General features: G+C 56.6%; 12 protein-coding genes and 1 pseudogene. 7 read left to right on the plus strand and 6 right to left on the minus strand.

Features of this window, described 5'->3' with window-relative positions; translation table 11 throughout:
• Positions 1-7 precede the first annotated feature (7 nt).
• Together AA105894_RS07370 and AA105894_RS07375 are read left to right on the plus strand one after the other, a co-directional pair.
• Positions 8-1,978, plus strand: a complete 1,971-nt coding sequence (locus AA105894_RS07370; protein WP_267311151.1) for an alpha/beta hydrolase family protein — start codon at positions 8-10, stop codon at positions 1,976-1,978.
• Between the two features lie 42 nt (positions 1,979-2,020).
• A complete protein-coding gene (locus AA105894_RS07375; RefSeq protein ID WP_267311152.1) occupies positions 2,021-3,010 on the plus strand; it encodes a L,D-transpeptidase in 990 nt (329 codons plus the stop codon).
• A 211-nt stretch (positions 3,011-3,221) separates the two neighbouring features.
• Here the strand turns inward: AA105894_RS07375 and AA105894_RS07380 are convergent, their stop codons facing one another.
• Positions 3,222-4,025: a glycosyltransferase family 2 protein gene (locus AA105894_RS07380; protein ID WP_267311153.1), complete on the minus strand. Its 804-nt coding sequence runs from the start codon at positions 4,023-4,025 to the stop codon at positions 3,222-3,224.
• An 86-nt stretch (positions 4,026-4,111) separates the two neighbouring features.
• Positions 4,112-6,607 carry a GtrA family protein gene (locus AA105894_RS07385; RefSeq protein ID WP_267311154.1) on the minus strand — a complete coding sequence of 832 codons (2,496 nt, stop codon included), beginning with the start codon at positions 6,605-6,607 and terminating at the stop codon, positions 4,112-4,114.
• 288 nt (positions 6,608-6,895) lie between these two features.
• Here AA105894_RS07385 and AA105894_RS07390 point away from each other — a divergent pair, with 288 nt between their 5' ends.
• Positions 6,896-7,327, plus strand: a complete 432-nt coding sequence (locus AA105894_RS07390) for an IS5 family transposase (protein WP_267311155.1) — start codon at positions 6,896-6,898, stop codon at positions 7,325-7,327.
• A gap of 528 nt (positions 7,328-7,855) precedes the next feature.
• Here the strand turns inward: AA105894_RS07390 and AA105894_RS07395 are convergent.
• Complete coding sequence (locus tag AA105894_RS07395) at positions 7,856-8,776, minus strand: LysR family transcriptional regulator (RefSeq protein ID WP_267311156.1); 921 nt, start codon at positions 8,774-8,776, stop codon at positions 7,856-7,858.
• Positions 8,777-8,884: 108 nt separating this feature from the next.
• Here AA105894_RS07395 and AA105894_RS07400 point away from each other — a divergent pair, with 108 nt between their 5' ends.
• Positions 8,885-9,925, plus strand: coding sequence for an aromatic ring-hydroxylating oxygenase subunit alpha (locus tag AA105894_RS07400; RefSeq protein ID WP_267311157.1), 1,041 nt, complete (start codon positions 8,885-8,887; stop codon positions 9,923-9,925).
• Positions 9,926-10,064: 139 nt separating this feature from the next.
• Complete coding sequence (aspA, locus tag AA105894_RS07405; RefSeq protein ID WP_267311158.1) at positions 10,065-11,474, plus strand: aspartate ammonia-lyase; 1,410 nt, start codon at positions 10,065-10,067, stop codon at positions 11,472-11,474.
• Positions 11,475-11,556: 82 nt separating this feature from the next.
• Here aspA and AA105894_RS07410 read toward each other — a convergent pair whose 3' ends face one another.
• Entirely contained in the window at positions 11,557-12,270 is a 714-nt protein-coding gene (locus tag AA105894_RS07410; protein ID WP_267311159.1) for an MgtC/SapB family protein, read from the minus strand.
• Between the two features lie 126 nt (positions 12,271-12,396).
• Here AA105894_RS07410 and AA105894_RS07415 point away from each other — a divergent pair, with 126 nt between their 5' ends.
• Positions 12,397-13,896, plus strand: a complete 1,500-nt coding sequence (locus tag AA105894_RS07415) for a replicative DNA helicase (protein ID WP_188427430.1) — start codon at positions 12,397-12,399, stop codon at positions 13,894-13,896.
• 414 nt (positions 13,897-14,310) lie between these two features.
• Here the strand turns inward: AA105894_RS07415 and AA105894_RS07420 are convergent, their stop codons facing one another.
• Positions 14,311-14,775, minus strand: coding sequence for a hypothetical protein (locus tag AA105894_RS07420; protein ID WP_267311160.1), 465 nt, complete (start codon positions 14,773-14,775; stop codon positions 14,311-14,313).
• 63 nt (positions 14,776-14,838) lie between these two features.
• Positions 14,839-15,708 carry an aldo/keto reductase gene (locus tag AA105894_RS07425; RefSeq protein WP_267311161.1) on the minus strand — a complete coding sequence of 290 codons (870 nt, stop codon included), beginning with the start codon at positions 15,706-15,708 and terminating at the stop codon, positions 14,839-14,841.
• A 197-nt stretch (positions 15,709-15,905) separates the two neighbouring features.
• Here AA105894_RS07425 and hisG point away from each other — a divergent pair.
• Positions 15,906-16,254 (plus strand): annotated as a pseudogene (gene hisG / locus AA105894_RS07430) (ATP phosphoribosyltransferase); the annotation flags it as partial.

Genomic DNA, 16,254 nt, shown 5'->3' on the forward strand with positions numbered 1-16,254 from the left:
GCCCGTCATGTCTCTCAAAACCCTCAGCCCGGCCTTTCTGCTTTGCGCCAGCCTGCTGACACCTGCTTTCGCAGCTTCTGCCGCCCCGCTGCATCTGTTCAATGCGCCAGCCCTCTCGCCCGATGGCAAGCTTCTGGCGACACTGGACACCACCGAACAGCCCGATTCCGATACGACACCCGTGCCGTTTCTCGTTCTTCGCAGCCTGCCGGACGGCAAGACGATGACGATTCTTCTGCCCTGCAAGGACTGCATTCCCTCCAGCCCGAGCTGGAGCCCGGATGGCACGCATCTGGCCTTTATCGTCAGGCAGAAAAACACGCAGAACCGCCAGATCATGCGTTTGACCAGCACGGGCAAAGACCTGGAAACCCTGCTGAAATTCACGGGTTCGCTGCAGGATCTGCGCTACGGCCCCGACGGGGGGCTGGCCGTGCTTGCCATTGCCGATGCACGACGCGACCCCGGCGCCTTGCAGGCCGGTGCACCGGAAACAGGCGAGATCGACGCAAAGGAAGACGAGCAGCGAATCGCCACGGTCGAGAAGAACGCCCTGCACTGGCAGTCGCCCGATGGGCTCTATGTCTATGAATACAGCTGGCAGAAAGGCACCAAACCCGCCTTTATCGGCACGGCGGCCAAAGGCAATGGCGACGCCCATTGGTGGCAGGCCCATCTGTCACGCTTTTCAGACGGGCAGGAGAAAATTCTCTACACCCATGCCCTGTCTCAACAGATTGGCCTGCCTCTGGTGGCGCCCGATGGCAAAAGCGTGAGTTTCGTGGCCGGTCTGATGAGCGATTTCGGATTTTTCGGTGGCGATGCCCTGCAGATCGATCTGACCACGCCGGGCGCGGCGCCTGTCACACTGACACGGAACAGCAAGAGCACCGTGACAGGGCTGAGCTGGTGTCAGGGACGATTGATCGCCTCAGCCATCGCCAGCCCCAAGACGATGCTTCAGGCGCTTGACGACAAGGCGCCCCTCATGGTGAGTTCCGATGATCTGCTTTCCGATGGCGGCGGCGAACCGCGCCTGATCTGTGCAGGCGACCAGAGCGTCGTCATCCGCCAGAACTTCACAAAAGCCCCTGAAATCTGGGCAGGCAGGATTGGTGACTGGCAGCAGGTCACCCATCTCAATGAGGGCCTCTCCGTACCGGTCAAAGCCGCAAGCGTCAGCTGGACGAGCGACGGGTTTGCCGTTCAGGGCTGGCATCTGGCCCCCCTCTCGCGCCCCGCGCCCATGACCCATGACGGCAAGGTGCCGATGATCACCGTCATCCATGGCGGCCCGTCTTCAGCCGTCACACCGCGCTTTCTGCGCGCCAATGGCGATGCCGCCGTGCTGCTGAAGGCAGGCTATGACCTGTTCATGCCCAACCCGCGCGGCAGCTATGGTCAGGGCGAGGCCTTTACCATGGCGAACCGACGCGATTTTGGATATGGCGACCTGCGTGACATCCATCGCGGCATCGACGCGCTCGAAAAAACGGCCCCGATCGACGAGACCCGTCTTGGCATTACCGGCTATTCCTATGGCGGTTACATGACCATGTGGATCGTGACGCAGACGAACCGCTTCAAGGCAGCGGCAGCCGGTGGCGGCATTGCGAACTGGCAATCCTATTACGGCCAGAACGGCATTGATGCCTGGATGCCCCCTTTCTTTGGCGCCACGGTCTATGACGATCCGGCCATCTACGCCCATTCTTCCCCGATCACCTTCATCAAGCAGGTCAGGACACCGACTTTCATTTATGTCGGCGCCAATGATGTCGAATGCCCGCCTGCACAAAGTCTTGAATTCTATCATGCCTTGCGCGCGCTCGGGATTCCGACCAGCCTTGTGATCTACCCCGGTGAAGGGCACGGCATGCGCGGGCGTGACCATGCGATCGATGCCCAGAAGCGTATGCTGGCCTGGTTCGATCGCTATCTGAACGCCCGGGATACAAAGCGTGCCACGGCGAACTGAGGGCGTGCAGTAACGTTTGGCCCGAGAAGCTTTGGAGTCGAGATGCGTAATAAAAACCAGGCACCGTTCGCCAATCTGCTGGCCCCTGTCAGGCTGGTTGTCCCGGGTCTCGTTCTCGGCTGCGCGCTCTCGGCCTGTGCCAAAGCCCAGACGGTCGAGGCCCCGCCCCTGCCCGGTGCGATCACCACGGCAAAACCGGCGGCCCCTTCCGATCACCCGGCATCAGCCCCCATCGTCATTCCACCCCTGCCCGTGCTCCCGGAAGCGCAGGCGCGTCTTGAGGCAAGCCGCCTGACCGTAGAGATGAAGAAATCGGTCAAGCGTTTTACCACCTATACTCCCGAGATCCGTCAGCGCTTCATCCGCCTCGCCCGTGCCGCCATTGCCAGCACCAACACGCCTATCGACCGCCCCCAGCTTCTGATGGTGGTCGATCGCAATCCCAAGGTGCAGCGCCTCTGCTTCGTGCTGGCCATGCCGGGCAATGCGGACTGGGAGACGCTGGGCGGCACGCCTGTCTCGACGGGTCGGGCCGGACGCAAATTCTATTACATCACCCCGACAGGCGTGTTCATCAACACGCCTGATCGTCTCGGCTATCGTGCACTCGGCACCAAGAACGAGAACGGCATCCGCGGTATTGGCGCCAAGGGCATGCGGGTCTGGGACATGGGCTGGCACAATGCCGTCAAGGGCTGGCGCCCTGATCACGAAACAGGCGATATCCGCCTCGAAATTCACGCGACCGACCCCGATTTCCTTGAGCAGCGCCTTGGACAGACGGCGTCGGAAGGCTGCATTCGCATCCCCGCGACCATGAACGTCTTTATGGACAAGAATGGTCTGCTCGATGTGCAGTACGAGCAGGCGGCCAGCTATGACGGACGTTTCCGTGCGCTCCTGCCCAAGGACCGTACACCGAGCCCTATCGCAGGCGATGCGCTCGTTGTCGTGGACTCAACCGAATCCGTTCAGGCCATTTCTTCCGCGACGCTCGGGCATCAAACCCTGCCCAGCCATCACGAGGGCTGATCCTCCACGCTCACGCCCGCCGTTCCGGCAAGGCAAGACCGGGAAAAGCCGCCTCAAGCGACTGCGCAACGAGGCGCGTCGCAGCGGGAAGGGAGCGTGCCTGATCGACGCGACAGTCCTCCATGAGCATCTCACCATCAGTCACAATTTTCTATTGATAATCGGTGCCAAACAGCCATTCAAAGCTGCTCTTTCACTTGGAAGACTCGCCTTAGTTATTCCATGAGCCGACTATGGTCGAGGGATAGCTGTCACGAGGAACAGCTCGATGCTCCCCTTGCGCGAAGCTACTGAGAGAAAGGCAGCGCCTGGCTAGCAGCCCGAGAATTTGGAAGCCCATCCGCGATAGTTTTGCGTTTGAGACTTGATCGTCCTCACGCCATGTCAGAGGAAAGAAACGTAACCGAAATCTACGGGCCGCAACATTAAGAATTAAATAGTAGTTGAAGGTCAAATCGTCTGAAAATCGCTTGTGAAAATTATCGGTAAAGGCAGATAGTCTGAACATGTTCAGGCCCGACCCGAGATCATAAAGTCGGCGACGCGAGATAATTGAAAATAAGATATTGAAGACTTTGTTCGCTGTCGTACGAAGCAATGAATAGCCCTCGAGATAAGACCCTCGCATAAACCGCGCACCCATCAGAAAGTCATAATCTCGATATCGGCCGGTTTCGATCTCCGGCAGTAGATCTTTGATGGCGCCCTGATCATCGCCATGCAAAACAATAACGTAGTCGTATCCATTCTTGAGACCAAACTCGATGGCAACCTTGTGCGACCCGCCAAGACCGTAATTGTCATCGTTGCATAAGAGGGTACGATGAGGAATCGCCTCAAGCGCGGCCAGCCCGGCTGCTGCCACCTCTTGGGTCGCATCTAACGATCGGTTATTGACGCATAACACTCCGTCTATGCAGCACGAAACTCTCGAATCTGCCAACTGCGTGAGCACGCGCGAAATCTGCGGCGCGCAGTTGTACATTGGAATAAATACAAGGATACGCGACGACATTGATACCACTCTAATTTTTCATAATAAATGGACGAATCTTCCGGATATATCAGGAAAATTCATAGCTTTGGGGCGCCACACATACCTTAAAGATGTTTAGAGGAGAAGCGATATCGCGCTACGCAACGCGACATAAAGAAATTACAGAGTAGTTGCGGCGGCGTGATAATTACTTTGGCAAGCAAAACTATTTTTGTTAAAGAAAGGCCGGATATTTCCAATTTCGCGATGTACTGGACAATAAATGGCAAAATAAATGATGCTACCAATATGGAAATTACCGTGTAAGCCATATAGACGGCCGTTCGACCAACAGCCCCATTCTCAGCACCATCGTGGATACGACGGCGCGAGACCAAAAACACAATGGCCGATGCCAGACACGAACTGATGACATTAGCAACAGAGGTCGGCAAACGGTTTGCATGGGTAAGTATTAGCAGCGTGCTCGCATCCAGCAACCAGCAGCAACCCGACAACACTGCAAACCGGATGAATCTCTGAGCGTGCTCTACCAAGGCTCTGAAACGACGAGATAGCGGCGCTCGGGCATAAGCTCGTTGTGTGATGAGCGCTTCGGAGATACCTAAAGGTAGCGCAAAGCTGGCCCAAACCGGCATAAAAGCAATATACGCCCAATTTAGCGCAGGCGAAACCAACACGATTGGAATGATCATAGCAAGAAAAAGAAGAGAGAAAAATGGAGTCAACCATGCCCACCCTGTTGCGAGCACAACAACAGAGAAAATGCAGACGGTGATCATTCCTTTGATCCCTATCTGACTGCCTGTCCATGCATAAAAATCCGTCAGCGCCCGCGTCAAACCACGAGTGAGCGGGTAGTCATGAATCAAACCAAAACGATCTGGAATCATGATATTTTGGTCAGTAGGCGAATGAAACTCTCTCGCTATATCACGGCGGTGATAAGGGTTATCCATCTGCCAGATATCATTCTTGAACAGATCGTATCCAGTTAGCATTCGATAGCGAAGCAATGTTATCGGATCATGTTCTACATCACTAAGTACATTGCCACGCATTTTACGCATCAATTCGATTGTCTGAGGCCGTGCTTGAGGCGATACAACACGCCACCAGAAAGCCTCCGGGCCATTCTCACACAGTATATTTATACTTCCGAACCGCTCCATAGTCGAAGTAATACCATGCTCAGGATTAGATCTACAAATAAATGGGGCAGCCATGGCTATAGCAGAAACTGTTTTATAACGCTCTGCCGCAAGCGTACGATCATATCCGTAATAAGATGGCATAGCTCGGTCGATAAAGAATTTGAGACCGACGATCATAACGAACGCACAAGAAATTACACTCAATCCACATCGGATTGAAAATATCTTCCGACCAAGGACAAAAGCCAAACCAAAAAAAATGTAAGAGAACGCAAAAAATATTAGATATTCCGGCCTAAGCAACCACGCCAGACCGGACACGAAGACAACACCAGACGTCATTTGATAAATATGACGGTTTTTCTTTTCTAGAAAACGAAAATATACATAGAACCACATACTAATGGCAAGAAATGCAACTTCAATTACAACGAAATACCTTTGCTGAGAGAACATAGATGTTACTAATGCAGGGTTACCTATTAATAATACTACAGTGAGTGCCGAAAGAGCTCGGCTCTGCCACTTCGGACGTGCCGATGTTGCCATTGAGCCGCATCGGAGCAGGATTATTCCGCTCAAAAGTCCCGATACTGCGGGTAAAAGTTGAATCCACTCAAATCCAACGATACGTATGCAAGCTGTATATATGAAATAAAGTCCCGAGTACCAATCCGTATAAATTTGCGCGTTAGCGTTGTGAATAACGGTATCATGCGAAAAAATAGATGGAAATATACACAGATAGAATACACCCCACCAAACCACCAAAATCAAAGCTGAGTATCTGTTTTCAAGGTACAAGCTACGAAAAAATAATATAGAACCAGAAGACGTAATTAGCGCAAAAAAACACGTAATTAAAAAAGCAGTTATCGCCGCAAAACAGAGAAGCTTATAAGAAAAAATATGTGTTCCGCGCAGATCCAAACGGAACCGGCCCTCTTTTTCGGAAAGTTCATGTATTGTTTTATTATTGCCGTAAATTGATACGACAAAAAGCCGCTGAGACGGACTACCTGAGCTGACAAGGGTTCGTAGATGAGCAAGCGAGGTAGCCATCTCATCTATACGGGCGTAGGAAGATGTTGTGACCAACCCGCCCTTACTAGTGCCTGTCAGAATAAGAATGCCATTCGGGCCGGGCTGACAGTAAGCAGCATTTTCCTGACAGAAGCTAGATTTTGGCTCCGGTGAGTAGAGAGAGAAACCGCCCTCTTCCAAAATCGGCGCAGAATCGAAATTTTTCCGCGTAACTGAGGCCGAACCAGTACTGAAATCTAGACGTTCTCTATCCGTAGCAGGGTAGAAGGTCGGGAAATAAACGGAACCAGATACATCTGATCGAAAAATGAACGTATCCGGTATAGTCCAGCACCTAAACGTTGCGAATACGCAAAACAGGAACAAAAATATACCAAAGAAAAAAAAGGTTTTTTTGATCACGGAAAAGGGTACCTCAATAAACCACGAACCGATTGATCAAACTGAAAATAGTGACCAAGCGATGTATTTCCATATGTTCGCATTCCGCCAGTAGCTCAGCATTTCATTCGAAAGTTCACATAGGCATGCGTCTTCTATCAATGAAGGAGAATATGTGTCCAGCGGATTGAGCGAAGCCTGTTGCTGCCAAGAAACAAAATGGCTTTTTTGCCATCCTAGGTCGCGTTGGCAAAATGGGTATCGAGAGAGGCTGCATTCTGATTCAAGGCTGCTTTTTATGGTGCAGCCATGGATCGCGGAGACCTATCGGACGCAGAGTGGGACGTGATTGGGTCGCTATTGCCGCCTGAGCGAGGCCGGTGGGCGCGGCCTGCGGACGACAACCGCCGTTCCCTGAACGGCATGCTCTATGTATTGCGCGTCGGCTACCCTTGGCGAGACATGCACGAGCGCTATGGCAAGTGGAATTCGGTCTATCTCCGCTTCCACCGCTGGGCCGAACAGGGCGTATGGGCCGCAATACTGCAGACGCTGGTCGATCTGGGCCTCACCGATGACTGGCAGCACATAATCGACAGCACCAGCGTTCGCGGCCACGTCTCGGCTGCGGGTGAAAAAGGGGGGCTTGTGCGAACGCTCCTGGTCGATCACGGTGCGGTTTTACAAGCAAGATCCACGCCCGGGCAGACAATCAGGGACGCCCTCTCGGTTTCATCCTGACCGGTGGTGAGGCATCGGACTACACCAGTGCCGAGCCGCTCATGGCGATGCCGGCCGCTACACCGAGGGCATTGCTGGCAGACAAAGGATAAGATGGTGACGGTTTCCGCCAGAGCCTGCTGATGCGGGGCATCCTACCGATCATCCCGCCACGCCCGAACCTTAAAGCGCCAGAGCATCCCGACTATCGCCGCTATCGGGACCGAAACCACATCGAACGTATGTTTGGCAAGCTCAAGCAGCAACGCCGGATCGCCGGATCGCCGCCCGCTACGACAAGAGCATTCTGTCTTTCGAGAGGTTCCTCAATCTCGCCGCCGTCAGGCTATGGCTGCGGTCTTCTGTCAACGTGACATAAGAGAAATAAATCGCTCGACGAGACACCGTACCACATTCCTTTTTTCACCCAATCTAGGCCGCCGAGGCGCGGTCCTTGTCCATCGTTTCGAATACGGAATCGCGCGCCGCCATCGTCAGCACCACACGCTCATCAAACGTTCCCAGTTTTACGTGATCGTTGATCGCAGTTCATGCCCGCCTTTCGAGCAAGGCGAGACCGGGAAAGGCCGCTTCAAGCGACTGCGCAACGAGGCGCGTGGCAGCGGGAAGGGACCGGGCCTCATCGACGCAGAAGCATAATTCGAACGGTCTGATCTTGCGGTTGGCAAGCGGTACGAAGGCCAGAGACCCGTCGCCTACCTCCTGCATGACATCGACAGAGCTCAGGATGCTGATCCCGACCCCATTTCTGACCAGAGATTTGATGGTTTCGATGTCGTCGGATTCACAAACCGGAAGTCCCTCCTGACCCGTCTCGGCGCTCAGCCAGGCAATCTTCTGCGCCAGTGCCAGCGGTGCAGAAGGGGCAATCAGCGGATAGGCAACCCCCTGGCTGAACCGTGCCTCATCCTGTTCCGCCAGTGGATGGCCAGGCAGGGTAACAAACCCCAGAGGGCAGGCGATGCTGGCTCTGACAGACAGCCGCGAGGACATCACCGGATCGAAAACCAGCGCCAGATCACCCTGCCCCTCGATGAGGGCTGGCCCGATCTCATGATTGGCCCTCACCAGCACGCTCAACGTGATGCCCGGATGCTCGGCGCGCAGGGTCGCGACCACACCCGGCACCATCCCGCGCGCCATGGCTTCGGGTATGAGCAGCGTCACATGACCCCGTCTCAGCCCCTTGAGATCGTCGATCTCCGTTCGGCACGCCTCCAGTTCGCGCTGCCAGCGTCTGGTCTGCACCAGAAGAAGCGCCCCCGCCGCGGTCAGCCTGAGCCCTGAGGGCAGCCGCTCGAATAGCGGCGAGCCGAGGGACTCTTCACCGAGCAGGATCTGACGATCAATCGAAGACGCTGAAATGCCCAGAGCTTCCGAGGCGCGCCTGATGGAACCATGCTGGGCGACGGCCATGAAATAACGCGTGAAGCGGGAAAAGACGGGCATGGCAGGCGCTCTCATTTTTAGAACGGTCAGTAAGATATTTCGATATATCGTCGAACACGTTGATAATGGGATTGTTCCTGATGTTCCAGCATCTTCCGGCGAGGCCCCATGTCAGAAACTCTCGAGCGTCCGGTCCAATTGCCGCGTCAATGCAGCTTCGATGCCGCAGATTGGGCGATCCTCTCGCGCTTCTGGTATCCAGTCGCCCTGTGCCGCGATATCGGTACAGCCCCCACGGCGGCAGTACTGCTCGATGAAACGCTGGTGATCTATCGCGCGGGCGACGAGATTGTGGTCGCACAGGATCTCTGCCCGCATCGAGGCGTGCCTCTCAGCCTTGGTTCGGGCGATGGCGAGAGCATTGCCTGTGCCTATCACGGCTTTCGCTTTGGTCAGGCGGGGCGATGCGTCAAGGTGCCTGCGCATCCCAGTTCGGCCATCCCCGGCAAGCTGCATCTCAAGACCTTCCCGGTGCGTGAGCGCTACGGTCTGGTCTGGACCTGCCTCGCAAGTGAGACAGCTCATGACGTGCCGGAAATGCCGCACTGGTATGAACCCGGCTATCAGCAGATCACCTGCCCCTCGATCGACATTGCCGGATTTGCGGGACGACAGGTCGAGGGGTTTCTCGACGTTGCGCATTTCGCATTCGTGCATACCGACACCTTTGCCGACCCCGAAAACCCGGTCGTCCCGCCCTATATGCCCAGAAGAACCGAAGCAGGCTTCGAGGTCGAATATCGCAGCTCCGTTGGCAATTATCCTATCGGTGTGGAAGGTCGGGCGCCCGAGGGCTTCGAGTGGCTTCGCCATTTCCGCACCTCACTGCCGTTTACGGCGACGCTCGAAATCCATTTCCCCGATGAGGGACGGCTGGTGATCATGAATGCCGCCTCTCCCGTTTCAGCCCGCAAGACACGCATGTTTGCGCCTATTTGCCGCAATTTCGATCAGGATATCCCGGTGGAGGCCGTCTATGAGTTCAACCGCCGTATCTTTGAGGAGGACCGGTTGCTCGTCGAGGCACAAAAGCCCGAATGCCTTCCTCTCGACCCGACGCTTGAGGCCCATATCATGGCCGATCGCAGTTCCATCGCCTATCGCAAGGGCCTGCGTGATCTGGGGCTAAGCCGCTTTTTCATCGCCTGAAAATCGACCGGCGCGTGGTTCTGACGGGAAATGCATGGCTCCTGCGCCGAGAAATCATATCCCGTCAGGCCTGTGCGTCTTGCCTCGTCTCGCCGGGTGGCTTCCTCTGACACAGGAAAAGAGGGAGCTTCCAAGGATCATGGTCACGACCAGAACCGAACACGATCTTCTCGGCACACGCGAAGTCCCACGTGACGCCTATTACGGCATCCATACGCTGCGTGCCGTCGAGAATTTTCCAATTACCGGCCGCCAGATCAGCGCCTATCCGGAACTCATCAACGCACTGGCTGCCATCAAGCAGGCCGCGGCCCTGAGCAATCGCGATCTGGGGCTTCTCGACGCCTCGAAAGCACGCGCCATCATTGCTGCCTGCGAGGATGTGCGTAGTGGGCAGCTGCACGACCAGTTCGTCGTCGATGTCATTCAGGGGGGCGCTGGCACCTCAACCAACATGAACGCCAATGAAGTGGTCGCCAATCGGGCGCTCGAGCATCTCGGGCGCCAGCGGGGCGATTACAGCGCGCTTCACCCTATCGACCACGTCAATATGGGCCAGAGCACGAACGACGTTTATCCCACGGCCCTGCGCATTGCGGCCATTCATGGCGTCAACCACCTGACCGACGCCATGACCGTGCTTCGCAAGGGCTTTATCGCCAAGTCGCGGGAATTCCATGACATTCTCAAGATGGGACGTACCCAGCTTCAGGATGCCGTGCCCATGACGCTGGGGCAGGAATTCCAGACCTATGCGGTCATGCTGGATGAGGACCAGAAACGCCTCAGGGAGGCGACCCTTCTGATCAGCGAGATCAATCTGGGCGGCACCGCCATCGGCACGCGTATTGCCAGCCATCCCGATTTTGCCGTCACGGTCTGCTCGCACCTCAACCGGATCACCAATCTCCATCTTCTGACGGCGAGCGACCTGATCGAAGCCACTCAGGATTGCGGCGCTTTCGTTCAGGTTTCCGGCGTGCTCAAGCGCTTTGCCGTCAAGCTCTCGAAAATCTGCAACGATCTGCGTCTGCTTTCCTCAGGCCCTCGCGCCGGGCTGAATGAGATCAACCTGCCGCCCATGCAGTCGGGCTCTTCCATCATGCCGGGCAAGATCAACCCGGTCATTCCCGAGGTCGTTAATCAGGTCGCTTTTGAGGTGATCGGCAATGACCTGACTGTCACCATGGCCGCCGAGGCCGGTCAGCTTCAGCTCAATGCCTTCGAGCCAATCATCGCCCATAGCCTTTTCAAGAGCCTGACCCATCTCCACGCGGCCTGCCTCACTCTGGAATCGCGGTGCATTCGCGGCATCACCGCCAATACGGCCCAGCTCGAGGCCATGGTGACGCATTCCATCGGCCTTGTGACCGTTCTGAACCCCTATATCGGCTATGAAACTGCCACGGCTATTGCGCTGGAAGCGCATCGTACCGGACGTGGGGTGATCGAGATCGTGCGCGAACGCCAGCTTGTGCCGGAAGAGACGCTGGAGAAGATCCTCTCTCCCGAAGGGCTCTGCCATCTGCACAAGGCTGAGCCGCTCTGACGCGCTCCGGTTCAGGGCGCCTGCCTGAGGGTTGGCGCCCTGAACGACAGGCTTTTGTACCAAGCGCCCGAATAGTCAGGGTTCAGTCCAGGGATTCGTCGGGCTTCTCGCTCCAGGCGGCATGAACGCCAGGGATGCGCATCAAAGGCGTGATGACCTCATCGGGTTTTTTCATGCCGTGCACATGGATGGTGAGCAGAAGCGTTTCGCCCTGTCTCTCCTGCGAGACATGACCCAGCGTGAAGCCCAGCCCGGTCAGGGTAGTGCCAACGGTCTCGGCAAAATCGACGTCCGGGTCGCCCCGTACACTTATCTTGAACCCGTGACGTGGCGCGCGCGGCATGCGCAACAGCCAGCCAGGGGTGAGAAACATGGTCACCAGATAGCCAAGTGTTGTCAGCAGGGCCACGATGGTCATGCCCGCACCGCAGGCCATGCCAATGGCAGCCGTGAGCCACACTGAAGCGGCAGTCGTCAGGCCGCGCACGGTGTCGCGTCGCATAAAAATGACACCGCCGCCGATGAAGCCGAGACCCGAGACAATCTGTGCCGCCACACGGGAAGGGTCGACCTCGACACGGCCCGGCACCAGCACGTCATCAAAGCCGTATTTCGAGATGAGCATGAAAAGGGCAGCAGACACGCCAACAAGCGTATAGGTACGAAAACCTGCCGCTTTCTGTCGGTATTCGCGCTCAAGCCCGACCAATGCAGACAGAAAAAACGCCAGCCCGAGCTCCTGAAGCTGGAGCAGCCCCTCACCCGGAATATGTGCAAACAGACCCGCCGCCTGCATGACAGCCTCCCCCTCGAAACAACGCCCTTGCGGACACGAAGCGGAGTATCGCTCACTCATGACAAGTGCGACAGCCTCTTGGCTTGCTCGAATCGCCCGCGCCCATGATAGAGGGACGCTGTGACTATGACTGATACATCCAGACCTTCCGCGGCCGATGATGGCCTTACCGCGCTGCTGCGCCGCTCGCCCCCGGCCAACCCCGAGGCCGAACGCGCCCTGTTGGGCGCGCTTCTGACCAATAACAAGGCCTATGAGCGCGTCTCCGACTTTCTGGTCGCCGCGCATTTTGCCGACCCGCTGCACGGGCGCATTTTCGAAGCAATCGCCCGGCGTATCGACCGTGGCATGCTGGCTGACCCCATCACCATGCGCGCCGAGTTCGAACATTCCGGCCTGCTGGATGAAGTCGGTGGCCCGCAATATCTGGGCCAGTTGCTCATGGCCATGGTGGGCATCGTCAATGCCGGCGATTATGGCCGCGCCATTCATGATGCATGGATCAGGCGCCAGCTGATTGAAATTGGTGAGACGGTCGTCAATAACGCCTATGGCGCCCGTGCCGATCTGGAAGGTGGCGACCAGATTGCCGCCGCTGAGGAAACCCTGTTCAAACTCGCCACCGACAAGGGACAGGATGGCGGCTTCGTCAGCTTCGAACGCGCCCTGACAGGTGCGCTCCAGGTGGCCGAACAGGCTTTCCAGCGCACGGGCGATGTCAGCGGCCTTACCTCTGGTCTGCGCGACTTCGACAAGAAAACCGGTGGTCTGCATCCTTCCGATCTTCTGATCCTTGCAGGCCGTCCTGCCATGGGCAAGACGGCTCTGGCCACCAAGGTCGCCTTCTCGGCTGCCCAGGCCTTGATGCGCGAAGCTGAAGACAAGGGAACGAAGCCACGCGGCGCCGTGGCAATCTTCTCGCTCGAAATGTCAGCCGAGCAGCTCGCCACGCGTATTCTGTCAGAACAATCGGAAGTCTCGGGCGAAAAGATCCGACGGGGCGATATTGGCCAGCGCGAATTCGACCGCTTCGTGCGCGTCTCTCGCGAATTGTCAGAACTGCCGCTGCATATCGACGACACACCAGCCATCTCGCTTTCGGCCATGCGAACACGCTGCCGCCGTCTGGCGCGCACAAAGGGGCTGAGCCTTGTGGTGGTCGATTATCTCCAGCTCATGCGCCCCGCCATCGGCACCAAGCCGGAAAGTCGCGTGCTGGAAATCTCGATGATCACGCAGGGGCTCAAGGCGATTGCTAAAGAGCTTTCGGTGCCGGTCATCGCGCTGTCGCAGCTCTCACGTCAGGTGGAATCGCGCGAAGACAAACGCCCGATGCTCTCTGATCTGCGTGAATCCGGCTCGATCGAGCAGGACGCTGACGCCGTGATGTTCGTCTATCGCGACGAGTATTACCTACAACAGCGCATGCCCAAAGACAGCGCCTATGAGAGCATGGATAAATATCAGGTCGCCATGGAAGAGTGGCAGCGCAAGATGGCGCTCGTGCACAACAAGGCCGAACTGATTCTGGAAAAACAGCGTCATGGACCGACCGGCACCATTTCGCTTTTCTTCGAAGGCGAATTCACTCGCTTCGGCGATCTGGATACCGTCCACGACGTGTGATCGAGGCCGGCGCCATTGCAGACACGCCGGCCTTCCGCTCTGCCCGCACATATCTCTTGAAGAGTGGCGGGCGAGCGGCGCCAACGGGTGCAGGGCATCTTGCATGGCCTTTACTCGGCAGGCGCGTTGCGCCCGCACAAGCGATTGCCGCCTATAAAATAATTCCTCTCCCCAAGCGTCTATTATTGGTAAATAATTCTCCATAATTACTGCAATAAACCGACCCACGCGGTAGAAATTATCAACCGACCACCAGCACATATTGTCCAGATTCCTTTTTTCGTAGAAACGCGAGTTTGGCTCCCGCAACCAGATCAATAAGCCGCAATGCAACAGTGTTGGCACACCATATTCCACTGTCGGCAACTATACTTCATTATTTATGAACAACTACAAATATTATAGGTACGATAATTACCAGCGCCACCGAATGCCACCGGTCACGGCCGCTGATCCCGGTGGCGCGCCGAGGCGGGTGTCGCGATGACCGGCGAAAAAATTGGCCGTGAGATCAAGACCGGGAATACCGGCAACGGGCAGGGCAAAGGTGGTGGTAATGCCGTGCTCCATCGCGATGGGTGACGACTGGTTCTGCTCGACCGATATCGGGCTGTATCGCCGCAGCACAGACTGCATGGAAGGCGCGAAAAAGGTCTTGGGCGAGGCTTTGGCCGAGATGCTCAGATCGAGCCCTGTGCCATTGGGCAAAAGCGGAGCTTGGGTCAGAAGGCTGCGCTTTCCGGGCTCGGCAGGTGATCCGTGGGACCGGGAAGGCGGGATGAAATACCCGGCCTCGGCAGCAAGGCAGTGCCCCTGCGATGCCAAAAGGCATGACAGTGAATAAAACAGCGCTTTTTTATTATTTCTGTTTTCAGGCATAGAACCGGTTCTATACCTGAGAAAGCACAAAAGGGCGTCACTTTTCATGACGCCCGGTTACTGTCAGAACGAAGCCGTATAAGGGTTGGGGCCTGTGCGGCCATCGGCGCGATCAAGCGTTTCGATGCGCTTCATATCGTCCTCGTCCAGGCGGAAATCGAAAACGTCGAGATTTTCATCGATCCGTTTCGGATGAACCGATTTCGGGATGACAATATTCCCGAGTTCGAGATGCCAGCGCAATGTGACCTGCCCCGGCGTCTTGCCGTGCTTTTTGGCAATGCTGGTGATGATCTCGCCATCGAACCCGGCACCACGTGCGAGAGGGCTCCAGGCCTCGGTACGGATATCGAGCGACTCATTGAATGCGCGCACTTCCTTCTGCTGGAACGAGGGGTGCAGCTCGATCTGATTGAGCACGGGCTTGACCCCGGTTTCCTCGATCAGTTGGGTCAGATGCTCAGGCTGGAAATTGCACACGCCGATCGACCGGATACGCCCGTCATTCTTGAGTTTGATCAGTGCCTTCCAGCTTTCGACTGCGAGGCCCGTTTTCGGCATGGGCCAGTGAAGCAGATAGAGATCGACCACATCGCGACGCAGCTTGCGGGCGCTCTCGTCGAAGGCGCGCATGGCATTGTCGTAGCCAAGATCGTTCGCCCAGAGCTTGGTCACGGCATAAAGCTCGGGGAAATCCTGCAGCGCGTCACCGACGCCACTCTCATTGCCGTAAAATGCGGCCGTATCGACCATCTGATAGCCTGCCTTGGCCGCATAACGCACGATCTCCGCCGTCTCATCAGCGGGGGTCTTGTAGACACCTAGCCCGAATTGCGGGATGCGCGTGCCGTCATTAAGCGTCAGATGCACCTGCTCGCCATCGGCGCGCAGGGTTGCAGAAGAAAGCCCTGCGGAAGAATCGGTACGAGACATGAAGATCTCCTTGCTGTCGCTTCGAGAGCGATATTTTTCAGTAGTCTAGCGGTCCGATCCACGCCGGGTTGCAACACGAAACCGAAAACCGGTCATCAACACGTGAACAAAGAGACGCGAGAGCCGGGTCCGTGGGGTAAAAACTCTTCGCGCGCCCGGTTCTTGACCGTGAGACTCTGTGTTAGGAACGAGGTGTCATGATCGCTGCAGCAGAAACCCAGTCTCACACCCCGTCCGACCCCACGGATGCGCCCCTCATTCTGGCGTTGCCGAAAGGCCGCATTCTCAAGGCGCTCGGCCCCGTGCTGGAACGCACCGGCCTTTTCAAAGATGGCAGTGCCATCGGTGAAGGGACACGCAGCCTGCGCTTTCCGACGCTCGACCCCAATGTCGATGTGGTGCGTGTGCGCTCTTTCGACGTTGCGACCTTCGTGGCCCATGGGGGGGCGCAGATTGGCGTTTGCGGTGCCGATGTGCTGATGGAGTTCGACTACCCCGATATCTATGCCCCGCTCGACCTGGGTATTGGCGGCTGCCGTATTTCCC

Source organism: Asaia spathodeae NBRC 105894 (assembly GCF_025994195.1).
GTDB classification, from domain to species: Bacteria; Pseudomonadota; Alphaproteobacteria; order Acetobacterales; family Acetobacteraceae; genus Asaia; species Asaia siamensis.